Source organism: Streptomyces sp. NPDC002306 (genome assembly GCF_053593435.1).
Window position 1 is genome coordinate 557,972 of record NZ_JBSFCK010000002.1, and the last position, 17,977, is coordinate 575,948.

The 17,977-nt window shown below is 72.3% G+C and carries 15 protein-coding genes and 1 tRNA gene; 9 read left to right on the forward strand and 7 right to left on the reverse strand.

Translation table 11 applies throughout. The annotated features are described in order from the left end of the window. Nucleotides 1-15: 15 nt before the first annotated feature. The 3 genes from cydD (at nucleotide 16) to ACWCQK_RS06890 (ending at nucleotide 6,425) form a co-directional block, all read left to right on the forward strand. On the forward strand, nucleotides 16-3,516 hold the full coding sequence (gene cydD, locus ACWCQK_RS06880; protein ID WP_451152673.1) for a thiol reductant ABC exporter subunit CydD: 3,501 nt from the start codon (nucleotides 16-18) through the stop codon (nucleotides 3,514-3,516). An 83-nt stretch (nucleotides 3,517-3,599) separates the two neighbouring features. Continuing rightward, entirely contained in the window at nucleotides 3,600-5,327 is a 1,728-nt protein-coding gene (locus tag ACWCQK_RS06885; protein ID WP_451152675.1) for a GAF domain-containing protein, read from the forward strand. A 78-nt stretch (nucleotides 5,328-5,405) separates the two neighbouring features. After that, nucleotides 5,406-6,425 carry a M23 family metallopeptidase gene (locus ACWCQK_RS06890; RefSeq protein WP_451152677.1) on the forward strand — a complete coding sequence of 340 codons (1,020 nt, stop codon included), beginning with the start codon at nucleotides 5,406-5,408 and terminating at the stop codon, nucleotides 6,423-6,425. Between the two features lie 155 nt (nucleotides 6,426-6,580). On the opposite strand, the gene ACWCQK_RS06895 is transcribed toward ACWCQK_RS06890, so the two are convergent. The 7 genes from ACWCQK_RS06895 to ACWCQK_RS06925 all read right to left on the reverse strand — a co-directional run bounded on the left by ACWCQK_RS06895 (nucleotide 6,581) and on the right by ACWCQK_RS06925 (nucleotide 13,483). Next, a complete protein-coding gene (locus tag ACWCQK_RS06895) occupies nucleotides 6,581-7,468 on the reverse strand; it encodes an HAD hydrolase family protein (protein WP_451152679.1) in 888 nt (295 codons plus the stop codon). A gap of 73 nt (nucleotides 7,469-7,541) precedes the next feature. Next, nucleotides 7,542-8,444 carry an LLM class flavin-dependent oxidoreductase gene (locus ACWCQK_RS06900; protein ID WP_451152681.1) on the reverse strand — a complete coding sequence of 301 codons (903 nt, stop codon included), beginning with the start codon at nucleotides 8,442-8,444 and terminating at the stop codon, nucleotides 7,542-7,544. A 41-nt stretch (nucleotides 8,445-8,485) separates the two neighbouring features. Continuing rightward, nucleotides 8,486-8,932: a hypothetical protein gene (locus tag ACWCQK_RS06905; RefSeq protein WP_451152683.1), complete on the reverse strand. Its 447-nt coding sequence runs from the start codon at nucleotides 8,930-8,932 to the stop codon at nucleotides 8,486-8,488. Nucleotides 8,933-9,034: 102 nt separating this feature from the next. Continuing rightward, the gene (locus ACWCQK_RS06910; protein ID WP_451152685.1) at nucleotides 9,035-9,583 is read right to left on the reverse strand and encodes an RNA 2'-phosphotransferase; all 549 of its coding nucleotides are present in this window, start codon (nucleotides 9,581-9,583) and stop codon (nucleotides 9,035-9,037) included. A gap of 122 nt (nucleotides 9,584-9,705) precedes the next feature. Continuing rightward, entirely contained in the window at nucleotides 9,706-10,656 is a 951-nt protein-coding gene (locus ACWCQK_RS06915; protein WP_451152687.1) for a MerR family transcriptional regulator, read from the reverse strand. A 203-nt stretch (nucleotides 10,657-10,859) separates the two neighbouring features. After that, the gene (locus ACWCQK_RS06920) at nucleotides 10,860-12,635 is read right to left on the reverse strand and encodes an SDR family oxidoreductase (protein ID WP_451152689.1); all 1,776 of its coding nucleotides are present in this window, start codon (nucleotides 12,633-12,635) and stop codon (nucleotides 10,860-10,862) included. A gap of 5 nt (nucleotides 12,636-12,640) precedes the next feature. Beyond that, nucleotides 12,641-13,483 carry a M24 family metallopeptidase gene (locus ACWCQK_RS06925; protein WP_451152691.1) on the reverse strand — a complete coding sequence of 281 codons (843 nt, stop codon included), beginning with the start codon at nucleotides 13,481-13,483 and terminating at the stop codon, nucleotides 12,641-12,643. A 259-nt stretch (nucleotides 13,484-13,742) separates the two neighbouring features. Between ACWCQK_RS06925 and ACWCQK_RS06930 the strand changes: the two genes are divergently transcribed. From ACWCQK_RS06930 to ACWCQK_RS06955, 6 genes are all read left to right on the forward strand, one after another. After that, nucleotides 13,743-14,717 carry an ABC transporter ATP-binding protein gene (locus ACWCQK_RS06930; RefSeq protein WP_451152981.1) on the forward strand — a complete coding sequence of 325 codons (975 nt, stop codon included), beginning with the start codon at nucleotides 13,743-13,745 and terminating at the stop codon, nucleotides 14,715-14,717. After that, a complete protein-coding gene (locus ACWCQK_RS06935) occupies nucleotides 14,707-15,618 on the forward strand; it encodes an ABC transporter permease (RefSeq protein ID WP_451152693.1) in 912 nt (303 codons plus the stop codon). Before ACWCQK_RS06930 ends, ACWCQK_RS06935 begins: the two co-directional genes overlap by 11 nt. Further along, on the forward strand, nucleotides 15,615-16,526 hold the full coding sequence (locus ACWCQK_RS06940) for an ABC transporter ATP-binding protein (protein WP_385775232.1): 912 nt from the start codon (nucleotides 15,615-15,617) through the stop codon (nucleotides 16,524-16,526). Before ACWCQK_RS06935 ends, ACWCQK_RS06940 begins: the two co-directional genes overlap by 4 nt. Nucleotides 16,527-16,536: 10 nt before the next feature. Next, nucleotides 16,537-17,256, forward strand: coding sequence for an ABC transporter permease subunit (locus ACWCQK_RS06945; protein ID WP_451152696.1), 720 nt, complete (start codon nucleotides 16,537-16,539; stop codon nucleotides 17,254-17,256). Nucleotides 17,257-17,350: 94 nt separating this feature from the next. Further along, the gene (locus tag ACWCQK_RS06950; RefSeq protein ID WP_451152698.1) at nucleotides 17,351-17,599 is read left to right on the forward strand and encodes an SGM_3592 family protein; all 249 of its coding nucleotides are present in this window, start codon (nucleotides 17,351-17,353) and stop codon (nucleotides 17,597-17,599) included. Nucleotides 17,600-17,865: 266 nt separating this feature from the next. Then, nucleotides 17,866-17,950 (forward strand) — tRNA-Ser (locus ACWCQK_RS06955). The last annotated feature ends 27 nt before the right edge of the window (nucleotides 17,951-17,977 follow it).

Genomic DNA, 17,977 nt, shown 5'->3' on the forward strand with positions numbered 1-17,977 from the left:
AAGGGCATGTTTCACGTGAAACCAATCGATCCGCGACTGCTGCGGTACGCCCGAGCCACCCGCGTCTTCCTGGTCGCGGTCGTCGGCCTGGGAGCCCTCGGTGCAGGGCTGGTCATCGCGCAGGCGATGCTCATCGCCGAGGTGGTGGTCGGCGCCTTCCAGCATGGAATGTCGGCGGGTGAACTCCGCACTCCCCTGCTGTTGCTGGCGGCGGTCGCGGGCGGACGCGCGCTGGTTTCCTGGCTCACCGAACTGGCGGCCCACCGGGCGAGCGCTGCCGTGAAGTCGGAACTGCGGGGGCGGTTGCTGGAGCGGGCCACCGCCCTGGGGCCCGGGTGGCTGAGTGACCAGCGGACCGGATCACTGGTCGCCCTCGCCACCCGAGGAGTCGATGCCCTCGACGACTACTTCGCCCGCTACCTCCCGCAGTTGGGGCTCGCGGTCGTCGTGCCGGTGGCGGTGCTCGCGCGGATCGTCACCGAGGACTGGGTCTCCGCGGCCATCATCGTCGGCACTCTGCCGCTCATCCCGCTGTTCATGATGCTGATCGGCTGGGCCACCCAGTCCCGGATGGACCGCCAGTGGCGGCTGCTGTCCCAGCTCTCGGGACACTTCCTCGACGTGGTCGCGGGGCTGCCGACCCTCAAGGTGTTCGGGCGGGCCAAGGCACAGGCGGACTCGATCCGGCGCATCACCGGCGAGTACCGGCAGGCGACCATGCGCACGCTGCGGATCGCCTTCCTCTCCTCCTTCGCGCTGGAGCTGCTGTCGACGCTCTCGGTGGCCCTGGTCGCCGTGACCATCGGTATGCGACTCGTCCACGGCGAGATGGACCTGTACATCGGACTGGTCATCCTCGTGCTCGCACCCGAGGCGTATCTGCCGCTGCGCCAGGTGGGGGCGCAGTACCACGCGGCGGCGGAGGGGCTCGCGGCGGCCGAGGAGATCTTCGCTGTGCTGGAGACCCCGGTCCCGGCGTCCGGAGCGTCCGCCGTGCCGACGGGGGCCGTCGTCTTCGAGGGGGTGACGGTCAGATATCCCGGAAGGTCCGCGGACGCCGTCACCGGCACCTCCCTCACGGTCGAAACCGGTGAGACGGTCGCGCTGGTAGGGCCGAGCGGTGCGGGCAAGTCCACGCTGCTGCACGTTCTGCTGGGTTTTGTGGGCCCGATCGAGGGACGGGTCCGGGTCGGCGGGACGGACCTGGCCGACCTCGACCTCGCGCAGTGGCGTTCCCGGATCGCCTGGGTGCCGCAGCGACCGCACCTGTACGCCGGGACGATCGCCGAGAACGTACGGCTGGCGCGTCCCGAGGCGGACGACGGCGCGCTACGGCGGGCGCTGAAGGACGCGGGCGCGCTGGAGTTCGTCGACGCTCTCCCGGATGGGACCGGCACCCTGCTCGGGGAGGACGGGGCGGGTCTGTCCGCGGGACAGCGACAGCGCCTCGCCCTGGCCCGGGCGTTCCTCGCGGACCGGCCCGTGCTGCTGCTCGACGAGCCGACGGCCGCACTGGACGGGGAGACCGAGGCCGAGGTCGTCGAGGCGGTGCGCCGGCTGGCGGTGGGACGAACCGTGCTGCTCGTGGTGCACCGGCCGGCGCTGCTGGCGGTGGCGGACCGGGTGGTGCGCCTGGAGATGCCGAGTCCTGACGCCCACGAGGTGGCCGGGAGCGGGAACGCCGAGGTGCGTCCGGTCGAGCCGGCGGCCGGGCGAACGCCCGTCGCCCCGGAAGCCGAGGCCGGGACGCGTCCCGTGTCGGACACGCGCGGTGTCCTGACCCGCGTCCGTGCCATGGCCGGCGCGCGGCGGGGACGGCTCGCGCTGGCCCTGCTGCTCGGCAGCCTCGCGCTCGGGAGCGCCGTCGGGCTGATGGCCACCTCCGGGTGGCTCATCTCGCGGGCCTCGCAACAGCCGCCGGTGCTGTACCTGATGGTGGCAGTGACGGCGACGCGCGCCTTCGGTATCGGGCGGGCCGTCTTCCGGTACGCGGAACGGCTGGTGTCGCACGACGCCGTGCTGCGGATGCTGGCCGACACCCGGGTCGCCGTGTACCGGCGGCTGGAACGGCTGGCGCCCGCCGGACTGCGCCGGACCCGCAGGGGCGACCTGCTCGCACGGCTCGTCACCGATGTGGACGCCTTGCAGGACTACTGGCTGCGCTGGCTGCTGCCGGCCGGCGCAGCCGCGCTCGTCTCCGCCGGGTCCGTCGCCTTCACCGCCTGGCTGCTGCCCGAGGCGGGCGCCGTGCTCGCGGCCGGGCTGCTCGCGGCCGGAGCCGGCGTGCCGCTCGTGACGGCCGCCGTGGCCCGCCGAGCCGAACAGCGTCTCGCCCCGGCCCGTGGCCTCCTCGCCACCCGGGTCGCCGACCTGCTCACCGGTACCGCGGAGCTCACCGTCGCCGGCGCGCTGCCCGCGCGCAGCACCGAGGCCCGGAAGGCCGACACCGCGCTCACCCGGATCGCCTCGCGGGCCGCCACCGCCACCGCGCTCGGCGACGGCCTCACCGCGCTGCTGTCCGGCCTGACCGTGACCGCCACCGCCGTCGTCGGTACCCAGGCGGTCGCCGCCGGGAGGCTGAGCGGGGTGGCGATGGCCGTCGTCGTGCTGACCCCGCTGGCCGCTTTCGAGGCGGTCCTCGGGCTGCCGGTCGCCGCGCAGTTCCGGCAGCGGGTGCGCAGGAGCGCGGAGCGTGTGTACGAGGTGCTCGACGCTCCCGAACCCGTGCGGGCACCGGAGCGGCCCCGGACCGCGCCCGCGTCGCCTTTCCCGGTCGTGGTCAGGGGGCTGGCCGCCCGGCACGCCGGGCAGACCCGGGACGCGGTCGGCGGAGTCGACCTCACCCTGGAGGAAGGGCGCCGGATCGCCGTGGTCGGGCCGTCCGGATCCGGCAAGACGACCCTGGCGCAGGTCCTGCTGCGCTTCCTGGACGCGGAAGCGGGCTCGTACACGCTGGGCGGTGTGGACGCGTACGCGCTGGACGGCGACGATGTGCGGCGGCACATCGGACTGTGCGCGCAGGACGCGCACCTCTTCGACAGCTCGGTGCGCGAGAACCTGCTCCTCGCCCGGAAGGACGCGACCGAGGCCGACCTGCGTGACGCGCTCGCGCGGGCCCGGCTGTCGGACTGGGCGGACAGCCTGCCCGACGGGCTCGACACGTCGATCGGCGAGCACGGTGCCCGGTTGTCCGGCGGGCAGCGGCAGCGTCTGGCGCTGGCTCGCGCGCTGCTCGCCGACTTCCCCGTGCTCGTACTGGACGAGCCCGCCGAGCATCTGGACCTGGCGACGGCCGACGCGCTCACCGCCGATCTGCTGGCCGCCACCGAGGGCCGTACGACGTTGCTCATCACCCACCGGCTGGCCGGCCTGGAGGCCGTGGACGAGGTGCTCGTCCTGGTCGAGGGCCGGGTGGTCCAGCGCGGGACCTACGCGGAACTGGCCGCGGCAGCGGGGCCGCTGCGCGGGATGGCGCGGCGGGAGGCGGAGTCGGAATCGCTGGTGGGGGCGGGGTGACGCGCTGCCGTCCCATGGCTGTGGGACGGCCGCCGGACGCAATTCGACTTTCCTGGACAAATACGTCTGATTAGGCTCGGGGCATGTCTCCCGCGGCGCCCTCCGAGCCCCCGTCGGGCCTGCCGGCCGAACCGGCTGGGCCGGCCGAGCAGGCCGCGCGGGTGGCACGGTTGCTGGACGCGATGCGGTGCGTCGGCAGCGGACTGGAGCTGCACCCGACGCTGGACCGGATCTGCGCGACGGCGGCCGACCTGACCGACGCCCGGTACGCGGCCATCGGTGTCGTCGCCGAGGACGGGGAAGGACTGTCCGACTTCGTCCACCACGGGGCCGACGAGACGACGGTCCGGCGGATCGGGCGGCTGCCGGACGGGCACCAGGGGCTGCTGGGCGCGCTCATCCGTGACCCTGAACCGGTCCGGCTCGCCGACCTGACCACGGACCCGCGCTCCTGCGGATTCCCCCGGCACCATCCGCCGATGCGCAGCTTCCTCGGCGTCCCGATCCGCGTCCACGGCGACGTCTTCGGCAACCTCTATCTGACCGAGAAGCGCGGCGGGGGGCCGTTCACGGACCACGATCTCGACATGGTCAGGGTGCTGGCCACGGAGGCGGGCATCGCCGTCGGCAACGCCCGGTTGTACGAGGCCGCCCAGCAGCGTGAGCGCTGGATCGACGGATCGGTGGCCGTCACCACCGCCCTGCTGTCCGGCGGTGACACCGACGACGCCCTCCAGGTCGTCGCCGAACAGGCCCGCCGGCTGTCCGGGTCGGCGGCCGGACTCGTGCTCCTGCCCGCCGACGAGGGCGGCCTGGAGGTCGTCGCGGTGGCCTGCGACCGGCCGTCCACCCTGTTGGGTCTGGTCATCCCGGCGGAGAACGGGATCGTCGGCGAACTCCTGCACGGACACGCGGCCTTCGTCGACGACGCGGCCACCGACCCCCGCATGGGCACCTGCTTCCCGCCTGCCTACGGTCCGATCATGCTGCTTCCACTGGAGAGCGACGGGCGGATCCTGGGCGGCCTCGTCACCCCACGCGCGCGCGGAGCGCGGCTCTTCACGCGGACCGAACGCACCCTGGCGGAGCAGTTCGCCTCGCAGGCCGCGCTCGCCCTGATGATGGCCGAGACGCAGCGCGACCGGGAGCGGCTCGCGGTGTACGAGGACCGCGACCGTATCGCCCGCGGTCTGCACGACCTCGTCATCCAGCGGCTGTTCACGACGGGGATGATGCTGGAGAGCGCGCGGCGCGGCTCCGTCGTGCCCGAGGTGCGGGAGGGGGTCGGCAAGGCCGTTCAGGAACTGGACGTCACCATCCGGGAGATCCGTACCGCGATCTTCGCGCTGCAACAGGGCCCCGCACAGGCCGCGTCGGGGTTGCGCACGCGCGTCCTCCACGAGATCGACATGGCGGCCGTACCGCTCGGCTTCAGGCCCTCGCACCGCTTCGTCGGGGAGGTCGACGAACGGGTCGGCGACCTCACCGGCACGAACCTTGTCGCCGCCCTGCGGGAGGTCCTCTCCAACGCCTTCCGGCATGCCGAGGCGTCCCGGATCGATGTCGTGGTCGATGCGACGGTGATCCTGCCGGACGGGCGGCCCGGTGTCCGCCTGACCGTCGCGGACGACGGCGTGGGCATCGTCGAGGGCGGCCGGCGCAGCGGGCTGCGCAACCTCGAACGGCGGGCCGAGTCCCTCGGCGGCGGCAGCCGGTACGGACCGGGCAAGGGGGACGGCCGGGGTACGACGGTGGTCTGGCAGGCACCGCTGGACGCGAGTCCGGCGGACGGTCCGCACAGCCCGTACTGAGCCGTCCGGGGCGGTCGGTCCCCCGTGCGTACGACCTGAACAGGGCCGGTTCGTCCGGATCAGGTGACGATCAGTCATATGCGCCTGTCTCGTCGTCATCCGCTGCTCGTTCCTGTCCTGCTGTGCGCGTTCGCGGTACTCGTGGCACGGCCCACGGGGGCCGACGGTGAAGCCGGGGAGGGTACGGGCGGCCGGGGCCCGGGAGCCGGCTCGGAGGTGGCGCGGCTGTACCAGGACGCCGCCCTGGTGACACAGCGGTACGAGGCGGGGCGGCGCGAGGCCGACGAGCAGGAGGCCAGGGTGCGGCGCGCCGGGCAGCTTCTGGACGGTGAACGCCGATCGCTCGCCGTCCTGTACCAGGATCTGGGGCGCGGTGCCCACGTGGGACACGGCGGCACCGACCAGCCGACGCGCCCGCAACGCGCCCTGCCGCAGGCAAATGTGGCGCTCGCCGTCGCGATCGGCAGGAGCCGCGAGGCCGAGGCCCGGCTCGCCGCCGACCAGGCCGCGGAGGCAGCGCGGTGGCGGGCGGTGCAGAGGCGCAACCGTGAACTCGCCGGCGTGCGGAGGTCCATCGAGGCGAGGCTCGACGAGGCCCGGCGGCGGTTGCAGGCGCGGGCGGACGCCTCGGTCGCGACGGGCCGGTGCGGCGGCGCGGTCCGGCTCGGCCGGCAGCGGACGAGTTCCACGAGGGCGTGGGTCGCGCCGGTGGAGACGTACCGGCTGTCCGCGAGCTTCGGCAGCGGCGGCGAGCGCTGGGCGCACCGGCACACCGGGCAGGACTTCGCGGTGCCGATCGGGACCGCGGTGCGGGCCGCCGGTGCGGGCCGCGTGGTGCAGGTCTCCTGTGGGGGAGCGTTCGGCATCCAGATCGTGATCCGGCACGAGAACGGCTACTACACCCAGTACGCCCACCTGGCCGCCGTCGCCGTCGCCCGGGACGACCGGGTGGCGGCCGGCCAGTGGATCGGCCAGTCCGGCACCACCGGCAACTCCACCGGTCCGCACCTGCACTTCGAGGTGCGGGTCACCCCGCGGACGGGTTCGGCACTGGATCCGGTGCCGTGGCTCGGGGCGCGCGGGGTGGCGGTCGGATAGGCGAGGGCCGTCACCCTCCGGCCGCGTGGCCGGTCCTCAGATACGTGGCCGGGCCTCAGACGCGCGACCGCTTCACCGATGCGCGACGGCACCTCGGACATGAGACCGCGTCTCCGCTCCGCGCCCGTTTCCTCCGGGCGGTCGGCCGCAGGCGGTCATCCGCGCTCCGCCAGCATCCGTTCGATCACGACCGCCACTCCGTCGTCGTTGTTGGCGACCGTCCGTCCGGAGGCCGCGGTGACCACGTCCGGGTGGGCGTTGCCCATGGCGTACGACTGGCCCGCCCAGGTCAGCATCTCCACGTCGTTCGGCATGTCCCCGAAGGCGACGACCTCCTCGTGCGAGATGCCGCGCTCGGCGCAGCACAGGGCGAGGGTGCTGGCCTTGGAGACGCCGGGTCCGCTGATCTCCAGCAGGGCGCTCGGGCTGGAGCGGGTGACGTTGGCGCGGGCGCCGATCGCGAGGCGGCCGACCGTGAGGAAGGCGTCGGGATCGAGGTCGGGGTGGTACGCGAGGATCTTCAGCACCGGCTCGGCGGCACCGGGCGCGTCCGGCGCCAGCAGATTCTCGGCGGGCGCCCGGTGGTCGGGGATCTCCAGGTGCAGCTTCGGGTAGTTCGGCTCCTGGTAGAAACCGTAGGTCTGCTCGATGGCGTAGACCGTGCCGGGGGCCGCGTCGCGCAGCAGCCGCACGGCGTCCAGCGCGTTCTCCCGCGCCAGCTCCCGCACCTTCACGAACCGGTGGGTGCCCGGGCCGCCGTGCAGGTCCACCACGGCGGCACCGTTTCCGCAGATCGCCAGGCCGTGGCCGTGGACGTGGTCACTGACGACGTCCATCCAGCGGGCCGGGCGGCCGGTGACGAAGAAGACCTCGATGCCCGCCTCCTCGGCGGCGGCGAGGGCGGCGACCGTGCGTGGCGACACCGACTTGTCGTCACGCAGCAGGGTGCCGTCGAGATCGGTGGCGATCAGCCGGGGCGGAACGGTGGCGGCCGGGGTCGCGGGTTCTCTGGTCGCTGAGGTCACCCGGCCATTCTCGCGCATAGGTCCGCACAGGCGTGCGGGGGCCCGTGCAGGTGGGACATGGATGACCTGTTGTCGCGGTCGGCTGTCCCGGTCAGCCCAGCTGTGCCGGGGCCTCCATGGCGATCTGCTCGAAGACCTTCTCGTTCGCGGCGAAGTCCGAGTCGGGAATGGGCCAGTGCAGCACCAGCTCGGTGAAGCCCAGCTCCCGGTGACGGCCGGCGAAGTCCACGAACGCGTCGAGCGACTCCAGCGGACGGCCCCGGTCCGGGGTGAAGCCGGTGAGCAGGATCTTGTCCAGCTCGTCGGTATCGCGGCCGACCGTCGCGCAGGCCTCGGCGAGCTTCGCGACCTGGCCGCGAAGGGCCTCGACCGACTCGTCGGGGGTGCCGTTCTCGTACAGCTTGGGGTCGCCGGTGGTCACCCACGCCTGCCCGTGGCGCGCCGCGAGCTTCAGCCCACGCGGGCCGGTGGCCGCCACGGCGAAGGGCAGCCGGGGGCGCTGCGCACACCCGGGGATGTTGCGGGCCTCGTGCGCCGAGTAGAACGTGCCCTCGTGCGATACCGAGTCCTCGGTCAGCAGCCGGTCGAGCAGGGGGACGAACTCGGCCAGCCGGTCGGCCCGCTCCCGCGGGGTCCACGGTTCCTGGCCGAGGGCGGTGGCGTCGAATCCGGTGCCGCCCGCTCCGATACCGAGGGTGACGCGGCCGCCGGAGATGTCGTCGAGGGAGATCAGCTCCTTGGCGAGGGTCACCGGGTGCCGGAAGTTCGGCGAGGTCACCAGGGTGCCCAGTCGCAGCCGGTCGGTCACGGCCGCGGCGGCCGTCAGCGTCGGGATCGCGCCGAACCAGGGGCCGTCCCGGAAGCTGCGCCAGGACAGATGGTCGTAGGTGTACGCGGTGTGGAAACCGAGCTGCTCGGCACGCGTCCATGTCGAACGGCCGCCCTCGTGCCAGCGGAGGTACGGGAGGATGACGGTGCTCAGGCGCAGGCTCATGGAGCGAGCGTAGGCGCCCGCCTCGGTTTCACGTGAAACGGTCACCTTACGCATCGGCTCAGCCACGGGCTGAGGCCGAACATCGGCAGGTACTGCTTGACCCCGCGGCCGCCGGGCAGGGGGACGATCAGGAAGTGGCCGGGCGGGAAGCGGCGGGCCTTGACGTAGGCGAGGCCGTCGTAGACGGACCGGAGGAAGGCGGGTACGTCGTCGCGCGGGATGTCGGGGCACTCGACGCCCTCGACCGTGATCAGAGCGTCGTCCTCGGGGTAGAGGCGCACGCTCACCCGGGGCAGGCCGCCGAACTCCACGTAGGCCTCATGAGGCAGGGAACCGTCCGGGTCGGTGGTGACGCCCACGCCGGCGGCGCTGCGGCGCGAGGTCCGGTCGGCGCCGATGTCGTGCGTGACCTCGATCTCGCGGTGGTAGGTGGCGGCGATCGTACGGAGGGCGGTGACGGCGGCCTCGGTGGTGGGGAGGTGGTCCATGCCGATGATCATGCCGGTGAGGGGGCGGCGGATGCAGGGACGGCCGCGGAATCGGCTCCGGCGGCTCCGGTGGCTCCGGCGCGTTCAGTGAGCCCAGTGCGCTCAGTGCGTCTGAGGGAACCGTAGGTACTGCGGCGGCACCGCCTTCGTCAGCCACACTCCGTTCGCGCTGACGTGGAAGACGTGGCCGTCGCGGTGCATGGCGGCGGTGTCCACGGAGAGCACGACGGGCCGCCCGCGTCGCGCGCCGACACGGGTCGCCGTCTCCCGGTCGGCCGAGAGGTGTACGTCGTGGCGGTTCATGGGCCGCAGGCCCTCGGCGCGGATCGCCTCCAGGGAGCGGGCCACGGTCCCGTGGTAGAGGTACGGCGGCGGGGTCGCCGTCGGCAGTCCGAGGTCGACCTCGACGCTGTGGCCCTGGCTGGCCCGGATCCGGGTGCCCTCGATCGCGAACCGCTTCTTGTCGTTGGCGGCGACCACATGGTCCAGTTCGTCCCGGGTGAAGCGGAATCCGTGGGCGGTGGCCGCCGCGATCAGGGTCTCGATCTCGACCCAGCCGGCGTCGTCGAGGGTCAGGCCGATGCGCTCGGGTTGATGGCGCAGGTGCTTCGAGAGGTACTTCGACACCTTCACGGTGCGTCTTTCATCCATCCGGACAGCATGACGCGCGAGACGGGGATCACGCATTTTGTTTTGAGACCGATGTTTGATCCACAACCAACTGTAGTTATCCACAGGGGAATTGGAGAATCTGTGGACAACCACCTGTCGATTCAGGTGGTTTCGTCAAGATCACGTGCTGTGAGATGACTTGCGGTCAGACGGTCCAAAGTACGGGCCTGCACTTCCCGTTGCGCGGCCGCAGCGATGAACGCCGCCGCTTGATCCCGCCCAACCAGGGTGTCCACGGCTCGCATTGTCTCCTCGGGGAGCTGCACCGCACGCGTCCCGCTGTCGGGATGTGGCGCGGAGTCCGTGCCGAGGTGTCGTCGCAGATGACGGGTGGCGAACAGGCGCATGGCCCGCGCGAGTTCGGCGTCCATCGTGTGCTGGGCGAGAGGGCGCAGCCGGCGCACGAGCGAGGCCGCCTCGGCCGCGTCCGCGTCGGTGGGACGGTGTGGTCCGTCGAGGTAGCGGGCGAAGACGTGCTCGGTGGTGAACTCCAGGAAGCGGGCGGCGATGTGCTCGACCTGGACCCTCAACTCCCTCAGGTGGGCGGTGATCGCGGAGAGGGGCACACCAGCGGCGTGCAACTCGGCAGCCACAGCGAGCTCCTGGGGGCTCGGGACGAGGAAGATGTCGTCCTCGCCGGGGGCCGGTCGAAGGATGCCCAGGTCGACGGCGTCGGCGATCGCGTCGTCGTCGGGGGTCGCGCCGAAGCGGGCGGTCAGTTCGGCGCGGGAGACACGGGAGGGTTCCTCGTCGGTCCAGGGGCCTTCGACCTCGGTGACCAGGCCGAGGATTCCGCCCAGGCCGCGGCCGGTGTCGTGGGCGTCCAGGAGTTCCTTGACGGAGGCCAGGGTGTGGCCGCGGTCGAGGAGGGCGGCGATCTGGTGGAGGCGGGTGAGGTGGGTGTCCGTGTAGACGTTGGCCCGGCCCCGGCGTTCGGGACGGGGGAGCAGGCCCCGGTCCTGGTAGGCACGGATGGTGCGGACGCTGGCTCCGCTCAGATGGGCCAGGTCCTCGATGCGGTACGACGGCTCGGTGGCCGGGGAGTTGACCATGTGATGTGTCCTCGTGAAGTGCCCGATACCGGTGTCGGGACGCCCGCCCGCGGTGCACGAGCGAGGCCGCCTCCCCCGCTTCAACCCGCCCCGAAGCAAGCCCAGTAGGCCCAGGCCCGCTTCAACCCGCCCCGAAGCAGGCCCAGCCCCATACCAAGCCCCAGCTCCAGCCCTAGCCCCAGCTCCAGCCCCAATCAGAGTCCCTACCGACCATCCGGCCCCACCCGCGCCAGCGCCCGCAACGCCCCCGGCATCCAACGGGACAGCAGTCGCGCGCCCCGCGCCTCCGGAGTCACAGGCACCACCGCCTCGTTGCGCACCACCGCGCGCAGAATCGCCTCGGCGACCTTCTCCGGTGGGTAGTTGCGCAGCCCGTACAGCCGCGCCGCCCGCTTCTGGCGGCGCCGCTGCTCCTCGTCGTCCACGCCCGCGAACGTGGCCGTCGACGTGATGCCGGTGTTGACGATGCCGGGGCAGACCGCCGTCACGCCGATACCCTGCCCGGCCAGTTCGGCGCGCAGGCACTCGCTCAGCATCAGCACCGCGGCTTTGGAGGTGCTGTACGCGGGCAGGACCTTGGAGGGCTGGTAGGCCGCCGCCGAGGCGGTGTTGACGATGTGGCCGCCCTGGGCGCGCTCCGCCATCTGCCGGCCGAACAGGCGGCAGCCGTGGATGACGCCCCACAGGTTGACGTCCAGGACCCGGCGCCAGTCGTCCGGTGTCGTGTCGAAGAAGGAGCCCGACAGGCCGATGCCGGCGTTGTTCACCAGCACGTCGACCACGCCGTACTCGGCGGCGACCTTCTCGGCGAGCTTCTCCATGGCCTGCTCGTCGGAGACGTCGACCGTCTCCGCCCAGGCCCGCGGGGCGCCGATCAGCCGGGACAGCTCGGCGGTGCGGGCCGCGGCCTCCCCGTCCCGGTCGACGGCCACCACGCGCGCGCCGGACTCCGCGAACGCGAACGCCGTCGCCCGTCCGATGCCGCTGCCCGCGCCGGTCACCAGCACGAGCTGCCCGCCGAACCGGTCGGCGTACGCGCCGTCGGCCTTCCCCTCCGGCTCCGGCCGGCCGCCCTCGACGGCCGTCGCGAACTCCGAGATCCAGGCCGCCAGTTGGTCCGGCCGGGTGCGGGGGACCCAGTGCTTGGCCGGGAGCGTGCGACGGGTCAACTGCGGAGCCCACTGCTCCAGTTCGTCGTAGAGCCGCTCCGACAGGAACGCGTCCCCCAACGGGGTGACGAGCTGTACGGGCGCGTGCGCGTAGGCGTCCGGGCGCGGCCTGCGCAGCCGGGCCCGGACGTTGTCCCGGTACAGCCAGGCGCCGTGCGCGGCGTCCGAGGGCAGCGACGAGGTGGGGTAGTCGCCCCCGGGGACCTTCTCCAGACGCTGGAGGATCGTCGGCCAGCGCCTGCCGAGCGGGCCGCGCCAGGCCAGCTCCGGCAGCACGGGCGTGTGCAGCAGGTACACGTACCAGGACTTGGCGCCCTGGCCGAGGAGCTGGCCCACCCTGCGGGGCGTCGGCCGCTTCACGCGCGCGGCGATCCAGTGCCCGAAGTGGTCGAGCGACGGACCCGACATGGAGGTGAAGGACGCGATCCGGCCCTCGGTGCGCGCGACCGTGACGAACTCCCAGGACTGCACCGATCCCCAGTCGTGCCCCACCAGGTGCACCGGCCGGCCCGGGCTGACCGCGTCCACGACCGCCAGGAAGTCGTCCGTCAGCTTCTCCAGGGTGAAGCCCCCGCGCAGCGGCCGCGGGGCCGTGGAGCGGCCGTGGCCCCGGACGTCGTAGAGCACCACGTGGAAACGGTCGGCCAGGCGGACGGCCACCTCCGACCAGACCTCCTTGCTGTCCGGATAGCCGTGCACCAGCACCACCGTCGGCTGCTCCGGGTCGCCCAGCTCGGCCACGCACAGCTCGACCCCGCCGGTCCGTACCCGGCGCTCCCGCGCGTCCTGAAGCGTCGTCGCCCTCGTCACCCTCGTCACCTCTCCTGCGCCCAGCGCCGCACGTGCGGCAGATCGTCGTCCAGCCAGAAGGCGCTCTCCTCGGGATCCCGGGAGTCGGTGACCACCAGGATCTCCTCGAACTTCGCGCCGGTACCCCGGAAGCCGAGGTGCGGTTCGACCGCCCACAGGCCCGGCCGCGGCGGGTGGTCGGAGAAGCGGTACGGCGACCACAGGGGCGACCAGCCCTCCCGGTGGCCGTGGACCAGGTCCCCGACCAGCCCCTTCAGGGACTGTGTGCCGAACCCGAGGACGTGCGGTGACCAGCGGCGCTCCTTGACCCGGTCGACCTTGTGCGCGATCACCCCGAACGGGTACGCGCGGTGCCGGTTGGCGTAGCCCTGGCGGACCATGAGGCGGTCCACGTCCTCGTAGATCTCGCGCAGCGACCGCCGTTCCCGTACCTCCCGCAGGATCAGCTCGCGGTGCGCCGCCAGGTCGGCCATCAACCGGTCCTGCACCGGGTTGCTGCCGAGCGACCCCGAGTAGCCGATGTCGGCGGTGTGGCCCTCGTACACCGGGGCCATGTCCAGGATGAAGGGCATCCCGGGCTCCAGCCGTCGGTCGGTCGGGAAGAACTGGAGGGGCACGCGGAAGTTCACGAACGCCGTGCGGTCGCCGAACCACGCGAACGGCAGGTGGAACCAGTCCCGCACCCCGCGCTCGCGCAGCCACTCGCGCTGCATGCGGGCCGCCTCCCGCTCGGTCACGCCCGGCCGCAACCGGGCCGCCACCGCCTCGGCGCACTCGTAGGCCAGGCGCTGTACCCGCCGGAAGCCTCGCAGATCCGCGGCGAGGTCCCGTGTCCGTGTCGTCGTCATGCCAACGCCCCACCCGTCCCAGCCGCCGACTGCGGTACGTGTCCGTCACTTGACACTGGTGAATGTGACAGTTGTTAGAGGCGGCGTCAATAGGAGGGGGCGAGCCTGTGGACAACCGCGGCGATGGGGAGAAAACGGCCGGACGGTGTTCGACCTCAGGGTGACCCCGGGGTTCCCGTACGACCAGAGACCGACACCAAGACCGCTCTGCGGGGTGACGACCGGCGTGGTGGGCGTCACTACCGTCGAGGACGTGACTGTGATCGCGACCGAAAGCCTGAGCAAGCGGTTCCCCCGGGTGACCGCGCTTGACCGGCTCTCCGTGGATGTCGGGCCCGGTGTGACCGGACTCGTCGGGGCCAACGGAGCCGGCAAGTCCACACTGATCAAGATCCTTCTGGGTCTGTCCCCCGCCACCGAGGGCCGCGCCGAGGTGTTCGGACTCGACGTGGCCACCCATGGCGCCGCCATCCGGGAGCGCGTCGGCTACATGCCGGAGCACGACTGCCTGCCGCCCGACGTCTCGGCCACCGAGTTCGTCGTGCACATGGCCCGCATGTCCGGCCTGCCACCCACCGCAGCCCGCGAGCGCACCGCGGACACGCTGCGCCACGTCGGCCTCTACGAGGAGCGCTACCGCCCCATCGGCGGCTACTCGACCGGCATGAAGCAGCGCGTGAAGCTCGCCCAGGCGCTGGTGCACGACCCGCAGCTGGTCTTCCTCGACGAGCCGACCAACGGCCTCGACCCCGTCGGCCGCGACGACATGCTGGGCCTGATCCGCCGCATCCACACGGACTTCGGCATCTCGGTCCTGGTCACCTCGCACCTCCTCGGTGAGCTCGAACGCACCTGCGACCACGTCGTCGTCATCGACGGCGGCAAACTGCTGCGCTCCAGCTCCACCACCGACTTCACCCAGACCACGACCACCCTGGCGATCGAGGTCACCGACAGCGACGAGCACCCCGACGGCACCCGTGCGGTGCGCGAGGCGCTCCACGCGCGCGGGGCCGACGTCCTCGACGGCAGCGGCGGCCTCCCGGGCGCGGGACACGTCCTGCTGCTCACCGCCGAGGGCGACGAGACGTACGACCTGGTCCGCGACATCGTCGCCGACCTCGGTCTGGGCCTGGTGCGCATGGAACAGCGCCGGCACCACATCTCCGAGGTGTTCAAGAACGACGCGGACAGTGCCGCGCAGCGGAAGGAGGCGGTCGGCCATGGCGGTTGAGCACCCCGTAGCGAGCAGCCCGGCGGGTGACCAGACCCGCATCCACGACATCGGCTACCGCACGTACGACGGCCCGCGCCTGGGCCGCTCCTACGCCCGCCGGTCCCTGTACTCGCAGTCCCTGCGCGGCGCCTACGGCCTCGGCCGCTCGGTCAAGTCCAAGGTGCTGCCGATGCTGCTGTTCGTGGTGATGTGCGTGCCCGCGGCCATCATGGTCGCCGTCGCGGTCGCCACGAAGGCCAAGGACCTGCCGGTCGACTACACGCGCTACGCGATCATCATGCAGGCCGTCATCAGCCTCTACGTCGCCTCGCAGGCACCCCAGTCCGTCTCGCGCGACCTGCGCTTCAAGACCGTGCCGCTGTACTTCTCACGGCCGATCGAGACCGCCGACTACGTCCGCGCGAAGTTCGCGGCACTGGCCTCGGCGCTGTTCGTGCTCACCGCGGCACCCCTGCTCGTGCTGTACGTCGGCGCGCTGCTGGCCAAGCTCGACTTCGCCGACCAGAGCGAGGGATTCGGGCAGGGACTCGTGTCCGTGGCCCTGCTCTCGGTGCTCTTCGCCGGGATCGGCCTGGTCATCTCCGCCGTGACCCCGCGCCGCGGCTTCGGCATCGCGGCCGTCATCGCCGTACTGACCATCTCCTACGGAGCGGTCTCCACCCTCCAGGCCATCGCCTACGAGCAGGGCAGCACCGAGGTCATCCCCTGGGTCGGCCTGTTCTCGCCCACCACGCTCATCGACGGAGTGCAGTCCGCCTTCCTCGGCGCGAGCTCCGCGGCCCCCGGCGGGATCGGCCCGTCGCACGGACAGGGCGTGGTGTACGTCCTCGTCGCCCTGGGCCTGATCGCCGCCTGCTACGGCCTCCTGATGCGCCGCTACCGAAAGGTCGGACTGTGACCACGCTCAGCATCGACCACGTCTCCCGCTGGTTCGGCAACGTGGTCGCCGTCAACGACATCACCATGACCATCGGTCCGGGCGTCACGGGCCTGCTCGGCCCCAACGGCGCCGGGAAGTCCACCCTCATCAACATGATGGGCGGTTTCCTCGCGCCCTCCACCGGCTCCGTCACCCTCGACGGGCAGCCGGTGTGGCGCAACGAGCAGATCTACCGGCAGATCGGCATCGTCCCCGAGCGGGAGGCGATGTACGACTTCCTCACCGGGCGCGAGTTCGTCGTCGCCAACGCCGAGTTGCACGGACTGGGCGCGAAGGCCGCCCAGCAGGCGCTGGCCACGGTCGAGATGGAGTACGCCCAGGACCGGAAGATCTCCACCTACTCCAAGGGCATGCGCCAGCGCGTGAAGATGGCGTCGGCGCTGGTCCACGAGCCCTCGCTGCTCCTGCTCGACGAACCCTTCAACGGCATGGACCCGCGCCAGCGCATGCAGCTCATGGAACTGCTGCGGCGCATGGGCGACGAGGGCCGTACGGTCCTGTTCTCCTCGCACATCCTGGAGGAGGTCGAGCAACTCGCCTGGCACATCGAGGTGATCGTCGCCGGCCGGCACGCGGCGAGCGGCGACTTCCGCCGGATCCGCCGCCTGATGACCGACCGCCCGCACCGCTACCTGGTGCGCTCCAGCGACGACCGCGCCCTCGCGGCCGCGCTGATCGCGGACCCGTCGACGTCCGGTATCGAGGTCGACCTGGCCGAGGGCGCGTTGCGCGTCCAGGCCGTCGACTTCGGCCGGTTCACGACCCTGCTGCCCCGGGTGGCCAGGGACCACGGCATCCGGCTGCTCACGGTCTCGCCGTCCGACGAGTCCCTCGAGTCCGTCTTCTCGTATCTCGTCGCGGCGTAGGAGGCCGAACATGTACGACCCCACAGTCGCCCGGCTCACCTACCGGGCCCTGCTCGGCCGCAAGCGCGCCCTCGTCCTGGGCGCCCTGCCGCTGCTGCTGATCGTGATCTCCGTGGCCGTCCGCGCCCTGACCGGGGCCGACGACCAGACGGCGACGAACGTCCTGGGCGGACTGGCGCTCGCCACGATGGTGCCGATCATCGGCGTCATCGCCGGGACCGGCGCGATCGGGCCGGAGATCGACGACGGCTCGGTGGTGTACCTGCTGTCCAAGCCGCTCAAGCGGCCGACGATCATCTTCACCAAGCTCATCGTGGCGGTCGCGGTGACGATGGTGTTCTCGGCGCTGCCGACGCTGATCGCCGGGCTGATCCTGAACGGCAACGGTCAGCAGATCGCGGTCGCCTACACGGTGGCCGCGCTGGTCGCCTCCATCGCGTACGCGGCGCTGTTCCTGCTGCTGGGCACGGTGTCCCGGCACGCCGTGGTCTTCGGCCTCGTCTACGCCCTGGTCTGGGAGGCGCTGTTCGGCTCCCTGGTGCCGGGCGCGCGCACGCTCAGCGTCCAGCAGTGGTCGCTGGCCGTCGCCCACAAGGTCGCCGAGGGGGACCTCGTCACCTCCGACGTCGGGCTGACCACGGCGACGGTGCTGCTGGTCGCGGTCACCGTCCTGGCCACCTGGTACGCGGGGCAGAAGCTGCGCTCGCTGACGCTGGCCGGGGAGGAGTAGGAGCGAGGCCCCGGTCTTGACCGGGGCTTCATCTCCGTCCGGGCACACTGGACGGAGTGGATGCTGGCCGGGACGGGTCCTAGGAGGGCCGGGGATGGCAGAGGAGACGCCGGAGAGCGCCGGCCGCGGGCCGGGCGGCCGGAGCGAGGACACGTGGGACGACGTCGTCCTGGACGAGACGTTCGTCCGGGCCGCGGAGACGGCCGAGCCGTCCGCCCGGGCGCGTATGCTCGCCGCCCGCTGGCGGGCGCGGGCACCCGAGCCGCAGCCCTGGCGCTCCGACGAGCCGCCCGCCGGATGGTTCTTCAGCAAGGCCCGTCGCCGCAGGTGGCGGCGCCGGTAGGGACCCGCGCAGCCGCCGATATTCGGTGGCGTCCAACTCCCCGGTCGGGCACAGTGGTTGTGTCCAGGCCGCCGGTGTGGAGCCGGCGCCACGGTCGGGGAGAGGAGCGGGCGTTGTCCCTGTACGACAGTACGTCCAGCTCCCGACAGGGCAGCGTGCGGCGGGTTCCGGAGTAGCTACCCCTCCGTCGATCCCGCCCTGCATGGTGAGCTGCCCGGGGCGGCCGCTTCGAGCACGCGAATCGCACTCGCGTGGGCCGCCCACCCGGAGGATTGGCCGAGAGGCAAGGCACCGGCTTGCTAAGCCGTGGTCGGGGTGATCCCCGCGCACGTTCGATCCGTGCATCCTCCGCCGGGGCACAGCGGTACGGAAGCCGAG